The organism is Stenotrophomonas sp. NRRL B-14846 (assembly GCF_050473585.1).
Taxonomy (GTDB): Bacteria; Pseudomonadota; Gammaproteobacteria; order Xanthomonadales; family Xanthomonadaceae; genus Stenotrophomonas.
In genome coordinates, this window is the sequence record NZ_JBFLUN010000023.1 from 210,509 (window position 1) to 232,134 (window position 21,626).

Genomic DNA, 21,626 nt, shown 5'->3' on the forward strand with positions numbered 1-21,626 from the left:
GGAGGCGGAGGGAGCGACGTCGCAAGTGCATATACGACTTAATTCCCTCCGTCCCCTTTTTCGTGCGGTCAGAAGCCGTGGGTGATGCTGGGTGCGCCCGCCGAGAAATCGGCGTACGGGTCGTGCTCGCCGCTGCTGCCTTCGGACAGGCGGAACTTCAGGGCCAGGCCATCGCGCGAGTCGGCCGCGCGCAGCGCTTCCTCCTGCTCGATGATGCCGGCCTTGGCCAGCCGGAACAGGCACTGGTCGAAGCTCTCCATGCCTTCTTCCAGCGAGCCTTCCATCGCGGCCTTGATCTCGTGCACCTGGCCGCGACGCAGCAGGTCGCGGATCATCGGCGTGTTGATCAGCACCTCGGTGGCCGGCAGGCGACGGCCCTCCTTGTTCTTCACCAGGCGCTGGCTGATCACCGCACGCAGGTTCAGCGCCAGGTTCATCAGCACGTTCTTGTGCGCGCTTTCCGGGAAGAAGTTGAGGATGCGCTCGATGGTCTGGTCGGCGTTGTTGGAGTGCAGGGTGGCCAGGCACAGGTGGCCGGTCTCGGCGAAAGCGATCGCCGCCTCCATCGTCTCGGCATCCAGGATCTCGCCGATCAGGATCACGTCCGGCGCTTCACGCATCGCGTTCTTCAGCGCGTTGTGGAAGGCGTGGGTGTCCAGCCCGACCTCGCGTTGGTTGACGATCGACATCTTGTGCTTGTGCAGGTACTCGATCGGATCCTCGATGGTGAGGATGTGACCGGTGGTGGTGCTGTTGCGGTGGTCGATCATCGACGCCAGCGAGGTGGACTTGCCGGAACCGGTGGACCCCACCACCAGCACCAGCCCACGCGGGGTCATGATGACGTCCTTCAGCACCTGCGGCAGGTTCAGCTCCTCGATGCTCGGGATGCGGCTGCGGATGGCGCGGATGACCATGCCGACCTCGCCCCGCTGCTTGAACACGTTGACGCGGAAGCGCCCGGCATCGGGCAGGGCGATGGCCATGTTGAGCTCCAGCTCGCGCTCGAACTGCGGCACCTGGCCTTCGTCCATCAGCGAGTAGGCGATTTTCTTGACCATGCCCGGCGGCAGGCCGGTGTTGCCCAGCGGATAAAGCTTCCCCTCGATCTTGATGTAGACCGGTGCCCCGGTGGTCAGAAACATGTCCGAAGCGTTCTTTTCGGTCATCAGCTTCAGGAAGTAGCCGATATCCATTGCGAATTTTCCCCAACGAAACGGCCGACGCCCGTTGCCAGCACGGTGTCGGCTTGACGACAATGGCCGTGAACCGACAACCGGTACGGCCTCCCCAATGAAACGACTTAGCTTCGCACGAATGCGCCATGGCCTGTATGTGATGGCGTTTGCATTCGCACTGTCTGCCCCCGCCTGGGCGCAGGACGCTGCCCTGGAACTGGCGCAGGCCCGGCAGGCGGTCGACAAGGCCACCCAGGCCGACGCCGACCAGTACGCCCCGGACCTGATCGGGCTGGCCCGGCAGGGGCTGGAGCAGGCCCAGCGCGCCGCCGGCGACCGCCGCGAGCGCAAGAACGCCCCGGCGATGGCCCTGCGCGCCGCCGCCGATGCCGACCTGGCCCGCGTCCGCAGCGAGGAAGCCACCGTCACCGCGCAGCTGCAGCTGCGCCGCAACGAGGTCAACCAGCTGCAACGCCAGCTGTCGACCGGGGAGGACCGCCGGTGAAGCCGATGACCGCCGCAACCCTGGCCGCGCTGCTGGCGCTGCCGACCCTGGCCGTGGCCGCCGACAACCCGATGGTGGCGCAGCTGAGCCAGCGCCTGATGGCCATCCAGGCCAACCCCGACACCGCTGAGCTGGGCGCCTTCGAGCGCATGCAGGCCCAGCAGGCCATCGCCACCCTGGACAAGGCCAAGCGCCGCGACCAGGAGCTGGCCACCTATCTGGCCGAGCGCCGGGTGGAGATTGCCGAGACCGCCGTGCGCACCGCGATGGCCGCGCGCGAGGTCGACCGCCTGGAGCGCACCCGCAGTGACCTGCTGATCGAGGCCAGCCGCCGCGACGCCGCCCGTGCCCGCCAGGAAGCCGAGCAGCTGCGCATGCAGGCGCAGATGCAGGCCGAGGAGGCGGAGCGCCTGCGCCAGGCGGCCGAGGCCGAAACCCTGGCCCGCCAGGACGCCGAGAACGCCTTGACCAGCGTGGCCGGCAAGCAGCAGCAGCGCCTCAGCGCCGCCCAGCAGAACGCCGCCAAGCTGGCCCGCGAGGAAGCCGAGCTGGTGTCCGGGCAGAAGCTGCCGGGCTCGAAGTTCGATGGTCGTGGCGAAGTCTTCACCTTCAATGGCGACGCGTTCGCCGCAGGCGCCTCCAGCCTGTCCGGTGGGGCCCGCAACCAGGCCAAGGCGCTGGCCGAGTACCTGAACATCGGCAAGAAGGGTCGCCTGCGCATCGAGGCCTACGACAACGCCAATGGCGTGGGTCAGAAGCGTGCCGAAGCGCTGCGCGACGCCCTGGTCGCAGCCGGTGTCGCCAGCAACCGGATCCAGGTCAGCGGCAAGAAGGCAGCCTCCACCCGGGCGCGCTCGGCCGAGGTCATCATCGCCCCGTAATGCATTGATATTGTTTGTTTTTCGTTGTGATGAGCATTCAGCCTGAACCCCGCCCCGGCGGGGTTCGGTCTTTTTGACGCAGGGGTCTTGTACCCCGCCTTGAGCAGGCGTAGGGTCAATCGTCCGGGACGCAATGCCGCGGACCGGACGATGGGAGGGCCGGGCCGATGCAATCAGGGCGCGAACCGCAGCAGATCGACGTGCGCAGGCCAGTGCCGCAGGTCGTTGCAGGCGTCCAGGTGGCCATCGACCGGCGCTCCTCCATGAACAACGCCCCGTGCCTTGCGGCCGGGGCGTTCGTGTATCTGTCGAAGGAGGTCCATCATGTTTGAAGATCAGCCCCAGAGCGAGATCGACGCCCGTCGCGCGCGTGATCCGGAGTTCAGGGCACTCCATGACCAGCACCGCAAGTTGAACAAGAAGTGCATGGACGCGGAGTTGGGTGTACTCCCGATCGATGATGTCACCCTGGGTCGCATGAAGCGTGAGAAGCTGCTGGCCAAGCAACGACTTCTGCGAATGTACGAAACACCGCTCCCAACGACGTCCCCCACGCTTTGACGCACCCCGTCGCGCCCGGAACGGCGTGACCCGGCCATCGATGGCCCCGCCGGGCGCTCCTGCCCCGGCATCGCGGCACCGCCGATGAGGCGGCCGCGCCAAGGCACCACAGGCGGTGGTGCCTTGGCCAGCAGGCACAACTCACCGATGCGGGCGGTACCGGTCTCCTCGTCGATCCGGGGCCGCCCGCATCCCTTCATGGGGCAGGCGGGCGGCATGCCCGCACCGACCTGACATTCAGCGCCATCCGTCGGATAATCATCGGTCCGGCCCTGCGTGGCGCGAATCGAAAGTCCTCCGAATGCCCATCCATTCTTCCGTCCTCGAACTCATCGGCCAGACCCCGATCGTCAAGGCCCAGCGCCTGGACACCGGCGTCTGCGAGCTCTACCTGAAGCTGGAGAGCGCCAACCCGGGCGGATCGATCAAGGATCGCATCGGCCTGTCGATGATCGAGGCGGCGGAGCAGCGGGGTGACCTGAAGCCGGGCGCGACCCTGGTCGAGGGCACTGCCGGCAATACCGGCCTGGGCCTGGCGCTGGTGGCCCAGCAGAAGGGCTACAAGCTGATTCTCGTCGTTCCCGACAAGATGAGCCGCGAGAAGATCTTCAACCTGAAGGCGATGGGCGCCGAAGTGCGCCTGACCCGTTCGGATGTCGCCAAGGGCCATCCCGAGTACTACCAGGACCTGGCCAAGACCATCGCCGAGCAGACCCCGGGGGCCTACTTCATCAACCAGTTCGGCAACCCGGACAACCCGGCCGCGCATGAGTTCGGCACCGGCCCGGAAATCCTCGAGCAGATGGGCGGTGACCTCGACGCCATCGTGTTCGGCTGCGGCAGCTCCGGCACCATGACCGGCCTGTCGCGCGCGTTCGCCAAGCTGTCGCCGAAGACCGAACTGGTACTGGCCGATCCGGTCGGCTCGATCCTGGCCGAGTACATCAACGACGGCAATCTCAACGACAAGTCGGGCAGCTGGCTGGTGGAAGGCATCGGCGAGGACTTCCTGCCGTCGATCTCCGATTTCAGCCGCGTCAAGAAGGCTTATGCCATCAGCGACGCGGAGAGCTTCCACACCGCGCGCGAGCTGCTGGGCAAGGAAGGCATCCTGGGCGGTTCGTCCACCGGCACCCTGCTGGCCGCCGGCCTGAAGTACTGCCGCGAGCAGACCACGCCGAAGAAGGTGCTGGTGCTGGTGCCGGACACCGGCAACAAGTACCTGTCGAAGATGTACAACGACTACTGGATGCTGGACAACGGCTTCCTGCAGCGCCCGCAGCACGGCGATCTGCGCGACCTGATCCTGCGCCCGTATGGCCAGCGCGACACCGTGGTGATCGGCCCGAACGACCTGCTGACCACCGCCTACCAGCGTATGAAGCTGTACGACGTCTCGCAGCTGCCGGTGATGGACGGTGAGCAGCTGGTCGGCATCGTCGACGAAAGCGACGTGCTGCTGCATGTCTATGGCGATGAAGCGCGCTTCCGTGACACCGTCGCCACCGCGATGGTCAGCAAGCTGGACCGGCTGGACGTGAAGTCGCCGATCGAGGCCCTGCTGCCGGTGTTCGACCGCGGCCAGGTGGCGATCGTGATGGACGGCGACGCCTTCCTCGGCCTGATCACCCGCATCGACCTGCTGAATTACCTGCGCCGGCGCGTTCAGTAAGGCGTTTATCGCCGCAGATCGCTGCTGAATCCCGGTTTATCCGCGTCAAAGCTTGTTAAGGCCGCGCTGATAGACTCCCGCTCCTTCGACGGCGCCGGTCATCGGCGCCAATCAGGAAACGACATGTCCAACGCTTCTTCCCCGGACCGCGCGCTGGCCCTGGCCACGCTGGCCATCCACGGCGGCCAGTCGCCCGACCCCAGCACCGGCGCGGTGATGCCGCCGATCTACGCCACCTCGACCTATGCCCAGTCCAGCCCGGGCGAGCACCAGGGCTTCGAGTACTCGCGTACCCACAACCCGACCCGCTTTGCCTATGAGCGCTGCGTGGCGTCGCTGGAAGGCGGCACCCGCGGTTTCGCCTTCGCCTCGGGCATGGCGGCCAGCTCGACCGTGATCGAGCTGCTGGACGCCGGCAGCCACGTGGTGGCGATGGATGACATCTACGGTGGCAGCTTCCGCCTGTTCGAGCGCGTGCGTCGCCGCACCGCCGGGCTGGATTTCTGCTTCGTCGACCTGACCGATCTGGCCGCGTTCGAGGCATCCATCACGTCGAAGACGAAGATGGTGTGGATCGAGACCCCGACCAACCCGATGCTGAAGATCGTCGACATCGCCGCGGTCGCCGCCATCGCCAAGCGCCATGGCCTGATCGTGGTGGTCGACAACACCTTCGCCTCGCCGATGCTGCAGCGTCCGCTGGAACTGGGTGCGGACCTGGTCCTGCATTCGGCCACCAAATACCTCAATGGCCACTCGGACATGGTCGGTGGCATGGTCGTAGTCGGTGACAACGCCGAACTGGCCGAACAGATGGCCTTCCTGCAGAACTCGGTGGGTGGCGTGCAGGGCCCGTTCGACAGCTTCCTGGCCCTGCGTGGCCTGAAGACCCTGCCGCTGCGCATGAAGGCGCACTGCGCCAACGCGCTGGCCTTGGCACAATGGCTGGAAAAGCACCCGGCGGTGGAGAAGGTGATCTACCCGGGCCTGCCCTCGCACCCGCAGCATGAGCTGGCCGGCAAGCAGATGGCCGGCTACGGCGGCATCGTCTCGATCGTGCTCAAGGGCGGTTTCGAAGCGGCCAAGCGTTTCTGCGAGAAGACCGAACTGTTCACCCTGGCCGAGTCGCTGGGCGGCGTGGAAAGCCTGGTCAACCACCCGGCGGTTATGACCCATGCCTCGATCCCGGTCGCGCGCCGCGAACAGCTGGGGATCAGTGACGCGCTGGTAAGGCTGAGCGTGGGTGTGGAGGATCTGGGGGACCTGCAGGTGGATCTGGAGAGGGCGCTGGAGGCGGCCACCGTATGATGGGCAGGCGCATCGAATTGATGCTGAGCCTGACCGGCCGCGACATCAAGAAGAAATACAAGGATTCGCTGCTGGGTGCGCTATGGGGCGTGCTTGTGCCGCTGATCATGCTGGCCATCTATACGGTCATTTTTTCCACGATCTTCAGCGCGAAGTGGAAAGGCATCGAAACCCATACCAAGGTTGACTACGCTGTCCTGCTGTTCATCGGATTGATCGTCTACAACTTCTTCGCTGAGTCGCTTACGCGTGCGCCCACTGCGGTGCTCAGTAATCCGAATCTGGTGAAGAAGGTGGTGTTCCCGCTGGAGGTGCTGCCGCCGGTGGTGGTGCTGTCTTCCCTGTACAACGCTGGCGTGGCGACGGTGGCGTTGGTGGCGTTCCTGCTGTTCAGCAGCTTCGGGCTGCATTGGCAGGTCGTGCTGCTGCCGCTCCTGATCGTGCCGTTGCTGGCCCTGACCATGGGCGTGACCTACCTGTTCGCCTCCCTGGGCGTGTTCTTCCGTGACGTGGATCAGATCGCTGGATTGCTTGCCCGAGTGCTGCAGTACCTCACTCCGGTGCTGTACCCATCGATCATCTTCCCGGAGGCAATCGGCAACTGGATGCGCCTCAGTCCGCTGGCAATCTATGTTGAGCAGACCCGTGCTTTGATCGTGACGGGGACGTTGCCCGATTGGGGTCACTACGGCTGGGCGGTGGGCTGGTCGATAGGCATCTACTTCTTTGGCTACTGGTGGTTCCAGCGGACCCGGAGGGCTTTCGCCGATGTCGTCTGACAACCTGGTTATCGACATCGAGAATGTCAGCAAGGTATTCAATATTTTCGACAAGCCGTCGGATCGCCTGCTGCAGATGCTGCTGCCCCGGCTTGGCCGCGTGCTACCCGGCAAGGGGGAATGGTCCTCTCGTCAGCGCGGGCGCGAATTCTGGGCGCTGCGCGACGTCAGTCTGAAGGTGAAGCGCGGTGACGCGGTGGGCATCATCGGACGCAATGGTTCAGGCAAGTCGACCCTGCTGCAGATCATCGCCGGCACGCTGGCGCCCACCACCGGCTCGGCGCAGGTCAATGGGCGTATCGCCGCGCTGCTGGAACTGGGCAGCGGCTTCAATCCAGACTTCACTGGGCGTGAGAACGTCGTTCTCAATGGCATGATCCTGGGTCTGACGGAGCGCGAGGTGATGCAGCGCTTCGATGCCATCGCCGCCTTCGCCGACATCGGCAACTTCATCGACCAGCCGGTGCGGACCTACTCCAGCGGCATGATGCTGCGACTGGCGTTTGCAGTGCAGACCCAGGTGGAGCCCGACATCCTGATTGTCGATGAGGCCTTGGCGGTGGGTGATGCGCTGTTCCAGAAGCGCTGTTTCCAGCAGATGGAGGCGCTGCGTGCAAACGGCTGCACGCTGCTGCTGGTGTCGCACGATCAGGAATCGATCCGTACGCTCACGGACCATGCCATCCTGCTTCGTGACGGCACCGTGCGCGTGGCCGGCCCGTCTTCGGAGGTCGTGCTGGAGTACCGCAAGCAGCTGCACGACGATGAGCGCGACTACTACGCCTCCATCAGTGCCCAGCACCTGCAGCACGCCAGGCAAACCATCGAGGCACAGTCGGACGCCGACCCGGTGGCTGAGCCTGCCGAGCACGGCGGTTCGCTTGTGCTGGGTGTGCGCAGCGACAAGCTGTCCTTCGGTGACTTCGACTGCGTGGTGGAACACGTGCGGGTGCTGGACACCGACGGCAACGAATGTGCGTACTTCCTTCCGCGCGAACGCGCGATCATCGAGGTCACCGCGCGACCGACGCGGGACATGGACAAACTGAACGTCAATGTCCGCCTGCGCAACAAGGAAGGCGTGAAGCTCTATTCATGGGGAACCCTGAATCAGGATGTCAGCCAATGGGCCGAGCAGGGCAGTGAGCAACCGGGTGTATGGGGGACGACGTTCCCCGCCGATAAGCCGTTCGTGGTGAGATTCGAATTCGACTGCGCTCTGGGTGTCAATTTCTACGAGGTGCAGGTTTCGGTTTCCGAGGAGCTCGAGCGTTTTGGCGGTGCCCAGCGCATGCTGCATTGGCGTGACGAGGCCGCATTCTTCCAGGTGGGAATGCGGCAGAAGGAATACACCTTTGGTGGTGTCTGCGACCTGCGCATGCATGCCGCGATTGTTGACGTCGAATAAATCAGGAAAGCTCTGCAATGGATATGAACCCGACCGCTGCCCATTCCGCACTTTCTCCCGCTGCCGTACGCGTGGCGGTGGCTCGCCTTCTGACCTGGCTTCCTGCTGGGCCCGTTGCGGTGCTCGGGGACCCCGCGCCGGTGCTGTTGCGTGCGCTGCGCCAAGCTGGCGTGGCCATTCAAGGAGATGTCGCTGGATGCACGGCCACAGCTGCCATCGTCGTACTGGAACGGGCCGATGCCGCGCAGGCGGGCGAGTGGCTGCAACCCCTGCTGGCCGGCGTTGCAGGGCCGGTGTGTATCGTCGTTGCGGGCGAAGCGGCGGCCACCGGCAACCGCGCTACGTGGGAGGCCGCTGCCATCAAAGCCGAGTGGCGCAAGCATCCGCTCAATGAGCGGGTCGCCCCGTACGGTGAGCTGGACCGGGTGACCGGCATGTTGATGATCGCCTTCGAGCGCGTCCCCGGGCAGGCCCTTGCGGTGTATCCACTAAAAGCGCTGGAGGAAGAGCGCGACCTGCATACCGACATGACCCGTGAGCCGGGCCGTCGTTCCGACGCGCACATGACGCGCTATGCCCAGGCCGCCCAATTCATCCAGGCGGGCGACCGGGTCATCGATGTCGCCTGCGGTCTAGGCTACGGTTCTTACCAGCTGGCTCACAATAGTCTTGCCGCTTCTTTCACGGGTCTGGATGCCAGCGAATATGCGGTGGACTATGCCAACCTCAATTTCGCTCCGGCGTCGCCTACCGCGATGAACTTCGTGGTTGGCGATGCGCAGAATCTTTCCGGGATGGCTGACGGGTCGGCCGATTTTGCCGTATCGGTGGAGACACTGGAGCACCTGCCTCAGCCGGATCTGCTGCTGGCCGAGCTGCATCGCGTGCTCTCTCCTTGGGGGCGCGTGTACGCCAGCGTGCCCAACGACTGGTCGGATGAAACCGGCGAAGATCCCAATCCATTCCATTTTCATGTGTACGATTGGCCGCGTCTGGTGGCGCAGTTCCAGCGCCATGGCTTTGTAATCGAAAAAGCGTGGTTGCAGGATGCCGGTGGCGGCCAGAAGCGCCACTTGTCGGCGCGCTCGATGCTCGAGATTGACCCGGTCTCGGGTCCAGCGTGCGACGGTGAATGGTTGCTGGTGCTGGCGCGCAAAGCCAACGCACCGCAGCGAGCCGAAGAGGATCCGCTGGCGCGCGTCCGTGCGCTTTTGTCCGAGGGTCGCCGCAACGAGGTCCAGATGCACCTGGAAGCGCAGTTCAGCGCCGCCGAACCGTTGTCGCGTGCACGTGCGCATGCACTAGCCGCCATCGTCGCGGCTGGTGAGGGCGCAGCCGAAGTCGCGGGTGCCCATTGGCAGCGCGTGCAGACCAGCGCGCGCGAAGCGCTGTCCGTGCGATCCACCGAGCCCGATGCTGCTGGCTTGCTGTATCTTGCGGACCGCCAGCTGGCCGACAACATCGATACGCGTCCGGGTGCGCTGCAGTTGCAGCTGCAGGCGCATGCCACTGTTCTTGCCAGGGTTCTGGGCGCGGAGTCGGCATTGCTGGCCGATTTCGATGACCGCGCCGTGGTCTCCGGTCCAGTCGAAGGTGCCGAGCAGATCAATATGGGCGTGCGTGACGTGCAACAGCTGATCGATGCCAAGGCGTGGCTGGATGGCAAGTTCCATGAGCACATGCAGCGTATCGCCGAACTGGAACGCTATACCATTGAGCTTGAAGCGGCTCGCCTGTGGCTCGACGGTCAATATCATGCGTTGACCGCCGAGGTGCAGCGTCTCAGCCCGCCACCTACACCCTCCGACGGCGCTGCTTGACTCCAGCGATGAGTGATTCTCCCCCGCCTACCACTTCGGCCTCGCTGCTGACCCCGATGTTCGCGGCTGATCTGGCCGCCTATTGTCTGCGCGCGATGGGTCCGAGTCGCGTGCAGCTCATTGGTGAAGCGTTAGCACACTTGGGTACGCCGCTGTTGGCGGCCGGGTGTGAGGTGTCCCGGTTTGATGCGGTCACGTCCGGCGATGCAGTGGCCGAAGTGATCATCGCCTGGGCCGATAGCGGCGAGGAGTGCAGCAGGTTCCTGGCGCCGTACGCTGCTGCCGTGGTCATTGTCGGACCGGTGGGCGCCGCGCAGGACGCCGAGATGTGGGTTGCGCAGGCGGCCAATCTGGGCTGGCAGCAGCACCCTGCAGTATTCGCCTTGCCGGGCGTTCCGGACTACGTAACCGTTCGGGTCTTCGCACGCTCCGGTGTCAGCGTGACCGACCCTGCCTCGCTGATGAGCGCCAGCTACCATGGCTTGGCGGCGGCACTGGTACGCCCCGGCGATGCAGTGCTGGCAATGGACGCGGCAGAGGGAGATCTGTGGCGTATCGTTCTGCAGCAGTCGCGCTGTAGCTGGTTAGGGGTGGTCGACGATAAGCCCCACCCAGAGGGCGAGTCGGGTGTCGAGTGGCTTGGCGGCACTCAGTGGCAGCTGATCCCTAGACTGATCGACATGGTGGTAACCCGGCTCTCTCATGACGGCACCGCCTGGTCACAGAAGGTGCAAGCCGCGCATGCCGCTCTGGTCCGTAGCGGCCGCTTGGTGGTCGCCGTGCCGCTTTACTCGGGCCGCAATCCGTTGCAGCAGGATCTGCTGGCGCTGCTGGCGCTGCTGGAGCAATCAGGTCTGGTGATTGACCGTGCATGGTGGCAGAGCCTGACGCGTCCTCCGGGTCCGGAGCAGTTCATCGAAGTGTCGCGCGACGCTGCCGGCCAACTCAAGATCGATTCCGACAGCATCGCTATAGCCGACGCATTGGTGCTGATGGCGGTAAAGGTAGATGGTCCAGGGATTGCGCAGGACCCGTCGCTGAAGGCGCCGAACCTCATCGCCTTCCAGCGCGATTATCTCGATGCAAGTGTGGTGCGCCTGATCGTAGCGGTTGGTCTGCGGCTGGAATCGGCAACGCTGCGGCGGCAGATAGCGCGCAAGGTGATGCATGAAGCACCGGTAGACTCGGCCGACTATGGTGCCGCCGTCTGCGTGCTGCTCTATGATCCGGTGGCACAGGAAGGCAGTAGCCGTGCCGAGCTGCTTGCCGCCGCTCGACTTTATATTGACGCGCCCGCCGCCAACCCAACCGTACTGCGGTGGCAGGTCTCGCTGGCGTTCGCCGCCGCGTCCTTGCATCAGGCCGTTGGTGATCTTCATCAGGCCGCCGAGTTGTATGCTCGGGTTCTGGCTTTTGACGTCCTGGCCTTTAGCCCGTTGCTAGGTACAAAGACCACCACTGCTGCGGTGCGGCTGGGCTGGATACATTTCAGCCGGGGCGCTCTTCCTGCGGCCCGGCAAGCGTGGGCGCGTGGCTTGGACGAAGCCCGACGCCTCGCTTCACAGCCGGATTGGTCGGCCGTCATCGGCGACTGCAATGCACCGGAGGTCTTCGCCATGCCCGAATTTGCTGCGGTCATGGATGAGGCAGGCTGTCTGGCGTCTGCGTTGCGACTGACAGCCGAAACGCCACTTCGGCCTGGCCTGGTCTGGCAGTGGAGCAATCGCTCCTTGCGTCTGCAGTTGCTGGAAGCGCGTACCGAGCAACAACGTCGGCAGATCTGGCAGGACAACCTGCAGGAGGCGAAGGACTGGCTGGACGGGCAGTACCATCAGCTGAACGCCGAGCTTTCCCGCCGCGATCACGTGATCCAGACGCTGGGCTCAACAGCTCGGACGCTGGCTATCGAGAACGAAGGCGCACGAGCTGCATTCCGATTGGCGCATCGGCATGCGGTCGGTGAGAAGGAAGCACTTTCTCAACAGCTGCATGCCCTGCATTCAGAATACGATCGATTGTTTGCGGAGCATCAACAGTTGATCAATGCCAACCAACAGTTGATCGGTGCGGCACAGCAACTCAGCGCGGCTACCGGTGCCATTATGTCAGGGGAGTCGCGGAATCGGTTCCCGGCTGAGTCTATCGCAGAGGAAATGTTCCGGCTCGCGAATGCGCTCAATCGGCTTCCGGTGAAGCCATTGGTTCGCACAGTGCTGCGCGCTCTTGCCGCGCGGCTTGGGAGGAAATGACGCGATGATTTCCAGGTTGACCGCTGTCATTGACCCAGGCTGCGAACGTGAATTCGGCACGTGCCTTGTTGCGCAGTTAGATGTTGATTTTTCCATGCAGATGACCCGGAAATCAGCTGCTTGGGAGCTTAGTAGGAAGCCAGTCCGATGAATCATGATTTGAGTGTGGTCGTAACTTTTCATCGAGAAGGAATACTCGCCCATGCGTCACTGAGAAGCTACCTGCACGCCAGGGAGCTAGCCGTCCGCGCGGGCATCACTACCGAGATGGTGTTGGTACTGGACAATGCTGATGCCGAGACCGTGAGCAAGATCCGATCTCATCCGGATCTGCAAGGCGATGAGACCGTTCTGGAGCTTTCATTGGGAGATGCTGCACTCGCACGGAACGCGGGAATTCGGCAGGCTGGTGGAACCTATGTGTGCACGCTTGACGGTGATGATCTGGTAAGTCGTGATTACCTGGTGAAACACGTGGAGTTTGCGCGGAACATGGGGGAACGGGTCATTCTTCACTCTGAGATTGTCATCAGCTTCGGCGCCAAGAATCTCTTCAGTTGGCAGGTTGATCAGAGCACCATGCCATTCTCGAAAGACATGCTGATTTCCGTGAATCCTTGGGTGAGCGCTGTGTTCGCGCGTCGCGAAGTGTTCGCGGAGGTCCCCTATGTGGCATGTTTCCCGGTGCAGACTGGCTTCGGGTACGAGGACTGGCACTGGAGCTGTGCAACTACTGCTGCAGGCTTTGAACATAGAGTGGTGCCTGATACGGCTTATTTCTACAGAATCAAGGAATCCGGATCCGTAAATTCGGTGAGTAATTCCATAGGAGTCGTGATGCCCCCAAATGACCTTTTTGGATTTGGAGGGCTGCGATGATCAGGCGTTTCTTCGCCCTTGTCCGCCGCGTAAGCGTTCGTCAAATGATCCGCAATCCACGTGCGGAATTGGGGCGTATTCTTGCCTGGTTTTCGAGGAGGCTGGAAAGAGTAGGCACAGTGATATCGCATGGGCAGCCCGAGATCCCGGCGTGGTTGCAAGAGGAAATGATTGCACTGGCGAGTGTGGAGCCTGGGCTGCTGTCCGACCATGGCGCCCCGGACCACTACCGGCACTATGGCATTCCCTTCACAACCAAGCCCGGCGAAATCTATCGTCAACTCCTGTCCGAGGTGGGCGAGCGTCCGTACACCCACGTCATGATCCTGCCATGGTTGGTCCGTGGTGGGGCGGATCGCGGTGCCCTTTATCACCTCGAGGCCTGGGCAGAATGCATGCCAACTGGCGATATTCTGGTGCTGCTGACCGAGGGAGGAGAATCCGCCTGGGCTCATCGCGTACCCGAAGGTGTGAAGGTTGTTGAATTCGGAAAGATCGTAGGTTCGATGGGTATGGAGGGGCAAGTACAGTTGATGACCCGCTTGCTGGTGCAGTTGCAGCCAGAGGTCGTGCACAACATCAACTCGCGAACCGCTTGGGAATCGATCAAGATGTTCGGTCTTGCATTGCGGCAGCGTTCGCGACTGTATGCGTCATTGTTCTGCGACGACTATGACGAGAACATGGTTCCTGTTGGGTACGCGCGTCGGTACCTGCGCTCCTGCTATCCGCATCTGGCCCAGGTGTTCTGCGACAACTCTGTGTATCCAGACCGGTGGTCCAGGGAGATTGGCGTTCCGCGCGCCATTTTCACCGTGATGAAGTTTCCTTACGATCGTGAAGTTGTGGAGAAGGTAGATTCGTTCGATCTCCCGGCGTCCCCGCGTATCCTGTGGGCAGGACGGTTTGATCGACAGAAGCGCCCTGATGTGCTGCTTGCAATTGCCAAAGCGATGCCTGACGTACTGTTTGATGTTCACGGCGTGTCCGTGCTTGGTCCTCAACATCCTGCCATGGCGCAGTTGGGTGCTCTGCGCAACGTAACTTTGCACGGCCCCTTCGTTCGTTTCGAGGAGATTGTGCGATCAGACCATGCGGCCTATCTTTTCACGTCGTCGTGGGAGGGCTTGCCCACCATTCTGCTCGACGCCGCAGCCGCTGGCTTGCCTGTCGTTGCGCCCGCCGTAGGGGGCGTCGTAGATCTGATCGAAGGAGATTGGCTCGTTGATGACCCTGATGATGCGGGTGCGCATGTTCAGCGCCTGCGATCCCTGATTTCCGAGCCTCAACTGCGGAGGCTTCGCAGGGCCAACCAGTATCGCGCCCTTTCAAGCGGACGCAGCTGGGTGGATTTCAGGGCCGCCATTAGTTCGATCGAAGGTTATGCCAGGAATGCTGGGGCATGATCATTGGTCGCGGAATGGTCGCTACCGCGTTTGCCCCCTTCTGGCAGGATGATAGGCATGTGTGCATTCTCGCCGCTGGCGTATCGAATTCGAGGGAAGTAGACCCGGCACAGTTTGAGCGTGAAGAAGTTCTAGTGCGATCCGTAATGGCGGCGGATGTTGGCAGGATCGTGTACTTCGGCAGTTGCGCCGTAGGCAACCCGAACGAGACCGAGAGTCCTTACCTTATCCACAAACGACGGATGGAGAGCCTGGTCATCGGGGATCCACGCGGACGTGTTCTGCGCTTGCCCCAGGTAGTCGGCCGTGGCGGGAACCCAGGGACCCTGACCAACTTTCTAAGTGCTCGGATCGCTAGTGGGGAGTACTTCGAGGTATGGAAGAATGCAGAGCGTAATCTGATTGATGTCGATGATGTCTGCGCGCTGGCCACCCATGTCATTCGGAGCGATGAAAGATATCCCCGGATAGTCTCGCTCGCTGACCCGGTCTCGACCCCCATGCCGTCCATCGTGCAAGCCATGGAGGAGTCGGTGGGCAGGGTCGGCAACTACGGCCTTCTCGATAAAGGGGCTCCATTCATAATTGATGCAAGCGACTGCAGCCGGGCTGCCGGGGAAGTTGGAATCGACTTCGACGGGAACTATTACAAAAGGGTCATTGCCAAGTACTATTCCATCTCCTAGCTTCAGGCTCTCCATGAGCCGGCGCCGGATGTATTGGCGTTTGCCGCGCACCTCTTGAACATTTCTAGGTAATTCCCGATGGCAAAGCCGCATTTGAGTGCGATCGTCACCTTTCACAAGGAAGGTCTGCTTGCACACACAGCGCTGCGTTCATATGCGCTTTCCCGTGACGTCGCGCGGCAGGCCGGGTTGCACGTGCAGCTCGTTCTTGTGCTGGACAACGCTGACGTAACAACAAGCAGCTATGTCAGGAACCATTTTTGCCTGGACGGAACGGAACGTGTTGTCGTGACCAATGTTGCCGACCTGGCTCTTGCCCGCAACGTGGGTGTGGCCAATGCGACCGCTGACTATGTCTGTACGCTCGATGGCGACGACCTGATTTCCCGGGAGTACTTTGCCCGCCATCTTCAGGAGGCAGTCCGGCGTGAAGGACGCTTCATCTTGCACCCAGAGCTAGTGCTCAGCTTTGGGATGTACAACGCATTCAATTGGCAGCCCGACCAGGAAGGCCCTTACTACGATCCCAGGTCAATGCTCTCGGTCAACCCTTGGATCAGTGCGGCCTTTTCAACCAGAAAGGTTTTCGAAGAGATTCCCTACGTTGCGTGTTATCCCAGCACCACGGGCTTCGGATATGAGGATTGGTATTGGAACTGCGAGACAATCGCGCGGGGCGTTGTGCACGGAATTGCGCCGCACAGTGCCTATTTTTACAGGCGGAAGGTTTCGGGGTCCTTGAACCAGGCAAGCCATGCGATGAAAACAGTGGTTCCAAAGACAATTTTTTTTGAACCAAGGGCCGTGGAGGGTAAGGCATGAGTGCCATCCATCGCGCATGGGCACAGGTCAAGCGCGTGCTTGATGCAGTGACGCCAAGTCCGCGTGCTTCTGCTGAGGGCGCGGGGGATGTGCTCCCGATCGACGTCCCCAGCGTTCCCACTATGCCGAAATGGTTGCAGGACGAGATCTTCGAGATAGGGTACCTGGATCCGGATCTGGTTCCTCCAGGGGACGTTCTGGACCGCTATCAGTTCTACTCCGTGCCATCGTTGCCTGCCGCAGGTGCGGTCTATGCAGAGCTGCTCACGCTTTTGAATGATGCGTGTTTCACCCATGTGCTGGTGATTCCATGGCTCAAGCAGGGCGGTGCCGATCGCGGAATTCTCTATCATGCAAAGGCGATAGTGGAGTCGAAGGAAGAAAATCGCCTGCTTCTCCTCGGCACTGAGCCAGGGGATTCTCCTTGGGCATCGCGCTTGCCAGCGTCGGCCGTGTACGTCTCGCTTGGAAACATTGTGGAGCGCCTGTCCCTGGATGATCAGGCGCGAGTACTGGTGCGATTGCTTGTTCAGCAACGACCACGCGTTATCCATGTTATCAACTCGCGGGTTGGGTGGGAGGTCGTGCGCCAGTATGGAGTGGCGTTGCGCCAGCATTCGGCCCTTTACGCCTCGTTGTTCTGCGATGACTACAGCCAGAGAATGTTGCCGGTCGGCTATGCGCGCGACTACCTGCGCGATTGTCATGCCGTCTTCGATACTATTTTCTGTGACAACTCGCAGTATCCGAGAATCTGGAACGAAGATCTTGGAATTCCACAGAGAAGCTTTACAGTCCTCCCATTCCCGTACGACGGAAAGGTACCACCTGTCGGTGCAAAAGCCAGGACAGAAGATGGTGCACGGCGCGTTCTCTGGGCGGGGCGCCTTGATCGCCAGAAACGCCCGGATGTGTTGGCCGGGATTGCAGAAGCTATGCCGCACGTTGAGTTCGACGTGTTCGGTACACAGGTAATGTCCGGGGGCAATGCGGCGATTGAGCGGCTCAAGGCGCTGCCGAATGTTGTGCTTCACGGCGAGTTCCAGCGACTTGAAGCAGTGGTTGGTGGAAATCACTTCGCCTACCTGCATACCAGTGCATGGGAGGGAACGCCTACGATCCTGTTCGATGCTGCATCTTCCATGCTTCCCATCTGTGCGCCTGCGGTGGGGGGGATTCTGGATTTTCTTGAACCGGAATCCCTCATCGCTGATTACGAGGACGTCGCTGCATTCGTTTCACAGCTGGAAGTATTGCGCTTGTCGCCGCAGGAGAGAGAGCTTCGCGTCTCAAGGCAGTTGGACATGTTGCGCCGAACCAGGCAGTGGGGGGAGTTCTCCTCCAGATTGCAGGCCGCGGGTCCGTATCTCCGGGCCGGGTGTCAGGGGGCTGAGCATGCCGCAGTCGGGTCATCCGATAGCGTTGGGAGCGTCACGTGAAGGTTGTGGTTACTGGCGGGGCTGGGTATATCGGCTCACACACGGTTGTTGAGCTGCTGGAGCGCGGCCACGATGTGCATGTCGTTGATAATTTCCGCAACAGTGAGCGCAGCGTAATAGATCGTATCGAGGGACTGGTCGGCAAGCCTGTGCCATTCTCCGAACTGGACATCCTTGAAAGCTCGGCGCTGACGAATTGTCTGATCGAGACCCGGCCAGACGCTGTGATCCATTTCGCAGCACTGAAATCTGTTGGCGAGAGCGTCTCTATGCCACTGGAGTATTACAGGGTCAACGTTGAGGGGACCATCTCGCTGCTGTCAGCGATGGACGCTGCTGGCTGCCGCAGACTGGTGTTCAGCTCTTCGGCGACCGTCTATGGCGAGCCCGAACAATGCCCTGTCCCGGAGACCGCTTCGTTGCGGCCTCCAACACCTTATGGGCGCACAAAACTCGCTTCCGAATTGGTCATTCGTGATTGCGTGGATGCTCCGGACAGTATGCTCAGGGCCGTCCTGCTCCGGTATTTCAATCCGGTGGGCGCCCATCCGAGCGGCCTGATCGGTGAGCTGCCAACGGGACTTCCCAACAATCTTGCGCCCTATATCACCCAGACTGCGGCGGGCCTCAGGTCGCACGTCCGGGTGTTTGGCGCGGACTACCCAACCCCTGACGGTACGGGAGTGAGGGATTTCATTCACGTGGTTGATCTGGCGACCGCCCACGTGGCGGCGTTGAAAGTTCTGGACGGCGCTGATGGAAGATCGCTGACCCTTAACCTGGGCACAGGACGACCCTATTCGGTACTGGAGATGATCCAGGCGTTCAGTGATGTTGTCGGTCACCCCGTCCCATACGAAGTCGTTGAACGACGTGCCGGAGATATCGTTGAGTCTTGGGCTGATCCATCGCGAGCCGAGACGCTCCTTGATTGGCAGGCTACCCGCTCGCTCAAAGAGATCTGTGAGGATGCATGGCGTTGGCAGTGCAACCTGTCGAGCGGAGCTTTGGATGGCTGACCAGTACAGTCCACCCAGATCTGTATACTGCTGCCCGAGGCTTGCAGGCTGCTGATCAATGCCTGCACATTGGTTGTTATAGATCAGGGGTGTAGTGAATGCGATATGTTCTTGCCACGCGGTTCGAGACGGATCCTGTTCCGCTGTCGGAACTGTTGCGCGGCCTATGGTGGATCTGCGCTGCTGTCACCGTGGCTTGCGTTCTGGCGCGTATGCCCTTCCTGATCGCGCCTGGCCTGTCCATCGACTCCTACTCCAACCTCGACGGCTGGCCGCCGATGGAAAGGTTTGTAAGCCAAGGCCGCTTTGGACAGTTTCTGCTGTTCCAGGCAATGCAGGGCCTGGGTGTAGACCCCGAGACGTTCGCCACCCTGTTCCAAGGTGTCGGATTGGCTTGCTTCGCCTTCACCGCTCCTCTCTTCTTCGCTGCGTTCGACAAGCCTCGTGAGACAAAAGCCTTTGCTGTCTGTCTTCCTGCGCTGCTGTTGGTGCTGCATCCCTTTCAGGCGGAAATACTGACGTTCTCCGAGGCGTCATTCTCTGCGCTGTTGGCGATTGCGCTGGGGATTGCTGCAGTGTTCATCACTGTCCGCGCGCAGCGTATGTGGTGGTTGGGTTGTGTGCTGTTGATCCTTGCACTTTCGATGTACCAGCTCGTACTTAACTATGTTGGGGTCATGGTGCTGGTTGGGCTTGTGAGGGCGTGCGTTGAAGGGCCAGGTGTCGCTGGCCCGCATTGGAGACGCTATCTGCCTACGGGAGTAGCCACTGCAATCATCGCACTTGCCGTCGTTCTATACCTAATCATCAACAAGCTCTTCATCTCGATGCTTGGTGTGCAGGTCGTTCAGCGTGGTCAAATGATCCCTCTCGATCAGCTAGGTACCCGGCTCGATGAGATTGCGGAGCTTGCAAAGTGGGTGCTCACCCATCCCCTTCTGGTGCAGACCGCTTCTTCCGTCCGTACCGCGTTCTGGGCGTTGGCCATCGGTGGCTGGGTGGCTGTGTGCTGGCTGCTCTTGCGCAGCTGGCGCAGGGAAACGCCAATGGCGTTGGTCCTGGTGCTGATGGCGCCGCTGGTTGGCTTGGGCGTTGTAGCGGTGGGGGCGACCTGGTGGCCGGTTCCTCGAGTGCTGGGTGGCCTCGTGGCGCTCTTCGCCGCTGGGTGTTTCTGGTTCTGCCTGTATGCAAAGAACACCGCGACCCGTGTCTCGGTCAGCCTGCTGGCAGGGCTCTTGCTGATCTCTTCGATTGCGATAGGTCACCGTGTACACAATGACCAGCGGCAGTTGAATGCCTTTGATTCATTCCTGGCCGAGCAGATCATGGCGTCCCTGAGGGCGCTTGACGAGTACAGCGAGCAGACACCCGTTGCGGTGGTGAATACGAAGATGCGTTGGACGCATGGTGTATCCCTTGCCACGACATGGATGGACATGAACATCTCCGCTTTCTACGTATCCAGCGCGATCCCAGCGCGGATGACCCTTTCCACCGGTCGCAAGCTGAACTTCCGGCAGGCTGGTGAGCAGGACGTTGCTGCTTGTGCAAATGCAGCTGTGTGGCCTGAGCGTGGGTTCGTGTCAATTCAGGCGGATGGGAGCGCCCTCGTCTGTCTCTGAATCCGCTTACGTGCGTGCAGATTCCTGGGCGGTTCGTGCCTTGGGCACGGTCGACCCGATGCGCAGGGCGCGTAGCATCAGTGTTCTAGCCGGCACTTCGATCATCAGGTGGAGGCCAATGCTTGCGCTGACTGCGGCAACCAGTACGGTCACCTGCGCTACTTGAAGGCTAAACGCTTCGACCAGCGGCGGCTGAAGAACAGGTTTGAAGTAGTACTGGTGTATCAGGTAGAAGGCGAATGAAGCTTCGCCCAGGAGGATAGGTAGGTGCCACCGTATCCCTGCACCGAACTGCTCGAGACGGGCGAGCGCCACGACAACGATCACGAAGATCGCCGCATACGGCATGACCCGTATCAGGGCTCTTCTCTTGGAACCTCATGATGAGCGGTAAAGCCACTGATGCGAACTGCATGGGTTCGACGATGCAAGTGCCGCCAACTCTGGCTTGAGCTCGTAGTACAGCGCCGCGACAGTTGGTATGAGCAACCCGCCAATGATAAGAACTGGCCGCAGCCATCGGCTGCGAAATGGCGCCACGACAGCGGCAATGAATGGAAAGGACAGGTAGAAGAAGAGTTCCACCGAGAGTGTCCATGCCACGGCCAAGAGCGCAAACGAAACGTTGACGTTCCCACTCCAGGCTTGTGTAAACGCAAGGTAAGACCACAGTCGGGGATCACCCTCCTGCGCGGCTTTGACGATGAATGGAGCCGGCGCGAGCAGCCAGAGTGGAAGAATTCTTGCGCTGCGCTTCCAATAGAACGAAACCGTTGAACCGAGGCCCAGCCCGGAGTGTTTTTCCAGATTCGAAGCGGCGAGCACGAAGCCGTTCAGAACGAAGAAGAACGAAACAGCTGCGGCCGGTTGGACGCGAAGTTCCGGAAGAAGTCGTTCGGCATGGATGCATACGCCATGGCGGACGAATGATGGACGTAAACAAGCAGTGCCGCAATAAAGCGGGCGGCAGTCAGATTGTTTAGACGTTGGCTATCCATCTGCTAGACACGAGGCTTAGCGCGCTTGGTCGAAAGCACAAGTCTCGTCAGTACGAACGACAGCGGCAGGGTGGCGCAGATTGAGAGAAGTGGCGCAATCGTTTTGCTGACGCCAAATCCAGACACCGCAGCGTGCAGCACGATCGCGCCCGCCAAGTAGGTGATAAGGTAAACCAGCGGAAACAACAGCAACTTGCGCATGCTGTGCTGTGCACGGAAGACAAACCGGGTGTTGATCAGATAGCTGAGCAGAATGCCGGAGGCGAAACTGATCGCGTAAGCAATGCGGTAGTCCATGACAAGCAGCAACAACCAGTAGAGCACGAACGTGCTACCGGTGTTGAGGGCACCGCCCGCGAGGAAGCGGGCGATGGTTGCAAGCAATGCGTGCAAT

20 protein-coding genes are annotated in these 21,626 nt (G+C 61.4%); 16 read left to right on the plus strand and 4 right to left on the minus strand.

The features are described from left to right. Positions 1–68: 68 nt before the first annotated feature. Positions 69–1,196, minus strand: a complete 1,128-nt coding sequence (locus AB1281_RS22810) for a PilT/PilU family type 4a pilus ATPase (RefSeq protein ID WP_014645840.1) — start codon at positions 1,194–1,196, stop codon at positions 69–71. A gap of 121 nt (positions 1,197–1,317) precedes the next feature. Between AB1281_RS22810 and AB1281_RS22815 the strand changes: the two genes are divergently transcribed. The 16 genes from AB1281_RS22815 to AB1281_RS22890 all read left to right on the plus strand — a co-directional run bounded on the left by AB1281_RS22815 (position 1,318) and on the right by AB1281_RS22890 (position 20,234). Next, a complete protein-coding gene (locus tag AB1281_RS22815) occupies positions 1,318–1,683 on the plus strand; it encodes a DUF4398 domain-containing protein (protein ID WP_005415160.1) in 366 nt (121 codons plus the stop codon). Further along, positions 1,680–2,564, plus strand: a complete 885-nt coding sequence (locus AB1281_RS22820) for an OmpA family protein (protein ID WP_080281838.1) — start codon at positions 1,680–1,682, stop codon at positions 2,562–2,564. Before AB1281_RS22815 ends, AB1281_RS22820 begins: the two co-directional genes overlap by 4 nt. Before the next feature lie 324 nt (positions 2,565–2,888). Next, on the plus strand, positions 2,889–3,125 hold the full coding sequence (locus AB1281_RS22825) for a YdcH family protein (RefSeq protein WP_005407964.1): 237 nt from the start codon (positions 2,889–2,891) through the stop codon (positions 3,123–3,125). A gap of 301 nt (positions 3,126–3,426) precedes the next feature. Beyond that, complete coding sequence (locus AB1281_RS22830) at positions 3,427–4,797, plus strand: pyridoxal-phosphate dependent enzyme (protein WP_014035882.1); 1,371 nt, start codon at positions 3,427–3,429, stop codon at positions 4,795–4,797. Between the two features lie 123 nt (positions 4,798–4,920). Beyond that, positions 4,921–6,105: a cystathionine gamma-synthase gene (locus AB1281_RS22835; RefSeq protein ID WP_430347130.1), complete on the plus strand. Its 1,185-nt coding sequence runs from the start codon at positions 4,921–4,923 to the stop codon at positions 6,103–6,105. Then, positions 6,105–6,884: an ABC transporter permease gene (locus tag AB1281_RS22840; protein ID WP_430347131.1), complete on the plus strand. Its 780-nt coding sequence runs from the start codon at positions 6,105–6,107 to the stop codon at positions 6,882–6,884. The genes AB1281_RS22835 and AB1281_RS22840 overlap by 1 nt, the downstream gene beginning before the upstream one ends. After that, positions 6,832–8,292 carry an ABC transporter ATP-binding protein gene (locus AB1281_RS22845; protein WP_430347132.1) on the plus strand — a complete coding sequence of 487 codons (1,461 nt, stop codon included), beginning with the start codon at positions 6,832–6,834 and terminating at the stop codon, positions 8,290–8,292. The genes AB1281_RS22840 and AB1281_RS22845 overlap by 53 nt, the downstream gene beginning before the upstream one ends. Positions 8,293–8,309: 17 nt before the next feature. Beyond that, positions 8,310–10,112, plus strand: a complete 1,803-nt coding sequence (locus tag AB1281_RS22850) for a class I SAM-dependent methyltransferase (protein ID WP_430347133.1) — start codon at positions 8,310–8,312, stop codon at positions 10,110–10,112. An 8-nt stretch (positions 10,113–10,120) separates the two neighbouring features. After that, complete coding sequence (locus tag AB1281_RS22855) at positions 10,121–12,361, plus strand: hypothetical protein (RefSeq protein WP_430347134.1); 2,241 nt, start codon at positions 10,121–10,123, stop codon at positions 12,359–12,361. A 147-nt stretch (positions 12,362–12,508) separates the two neighbouring features. Further along, positions 12,509–13,240, plus strand: coding sequence for a glycosyltransferase family 2 protein (locus AB1281_RS22860; RefSeq protein ID WP_430347135.1), 732 nt, complete (start codon positions 12,509–12,511; stop codon positions 13,238–13,240). Beyond that, positions 13,237–14,646: a glycosyltransferase gene (locus AB1281_RS22865; protein ID WP_430347136.1), complete on the plus strand. Its 1,410-nt coding sequence runs from the start codon at positions 13,237–13,239 to the stop codon at positions 14,644–14,646. Before AB1281_RS22860 ends, AB1281_RS22865 begins: the two co-directional genes overlap by 4 nt. After that, on the plus strand, positions 14,643–15,332 hold the full coding sequence (locus AB1281_RS22870; RefSeq protein ID WP_430347137.1) for an NAD-dependent epimerase/dehydratase family protein: 690 nt from the start codon (positions 14,643–14,645) through the stop codon (positions 15,330–15,332). Before AB1281_RS22865 ends, AB1281_RS22870 begins: the two co-directional genes overlap by 4 nt. A gap of 78 nt (positions 15,333–15,410) precedes the next feature. Continuing rightward, positions 15,411–16,154 (plus strand): glycosyltransferase, encoded by a 744-nt coding sequence (locus AB1281_RS22875; protein ID WP_430347138.1) that lies wholly within the window; start codon positions 15,411–15,413, stop codon positions 16,152–16,154. Continuing rightward, a complete protein-coding gene (locus AB1281_RS22880; protein WP_430347139.1) occupies positions 16,151–17,593 on the plus strand; it encodes a glycosyltransferase in 1,443 nt (480 codons plus the stop codon). Before AB1281_RS22875 ends, AB1281_RS22880 begins: the two co-directional genes overlap by 4 nt. Beyond that, the gene (gene galE, locus AB1281_RS22885) at positions 17,590–18,612 is read left to right on the plus strand and encodes a UDP-glucose 4-epimerase GalE (protein ID WP_430347140.1); all 1,023 of its coding nucleotides are present in this window, start codon (positions 17,590–17,592) and stop codon (positions 18,610–18,612) included. Before AB1281_RS22880 ends, galE begins: the two co-directional genes overlap by 4 nt. Before the next feature lie 98 nt (positions 18,613–18,710). Further along, complete coding sequence (locus AB1281_RS22890; protein WP_430347141.1) at positions 18,711–20,234, plus strand: glucosyltransferase domain-containing protein; 1,524 nt, start codon at positions 18,711–18,713, stop codon at positions 20,232–20,234. Positions 20,235–20,240: 6 nt separating this feature from the next. Here the strand turns inward: AB1281_RS22890 and AB1281_RS22895 are convergent, their stop codons facing one another. The 3 genes from AB1281_RS22895 to AB1281_RS22905 all read right to left on the minus strand — a co-directional run bounded on the left by AB1281_RS22895 (position 20,241) and on the right by AB1281_RS22905 (position 21,625). Further along, positions 20,241–20,582 (minus strand): hypothetical protein, encoded by a 342-nt coding sequence (locus AB1281_RS22895; protein ID WP_430344764.1) that lies wholly within the window; start codon positions 20,580–20,582, stop codon positions 20,241–20,243. 30 nt (positions 20,583–20,612) lie between these two features. Next, a complete protein-coding gene (locus AB1281_RS22900; RefSeq protein WP_430344784.1) occupies positions 20,613–21,140 on the minus strand; it encodes an acyltransferase family protein in 528 nt (175 codons plus the stop codon). Positions 21,141–21,235: 95 nt separating this feature from the next. Next, the gene (locus AB1281_RS22905) at positions 21,236–21,625 is read right to left on the minus strand and encodes a GtrA family protein (RefSeq protein ID WP_430344765.1); all 390 of its coding nucleotides are present in this window, start codon (positions 21,623–21,625) and stop codon (positions 21,236–21,238) included. Position 21,626: the final 1 nt, after the last annotated feature.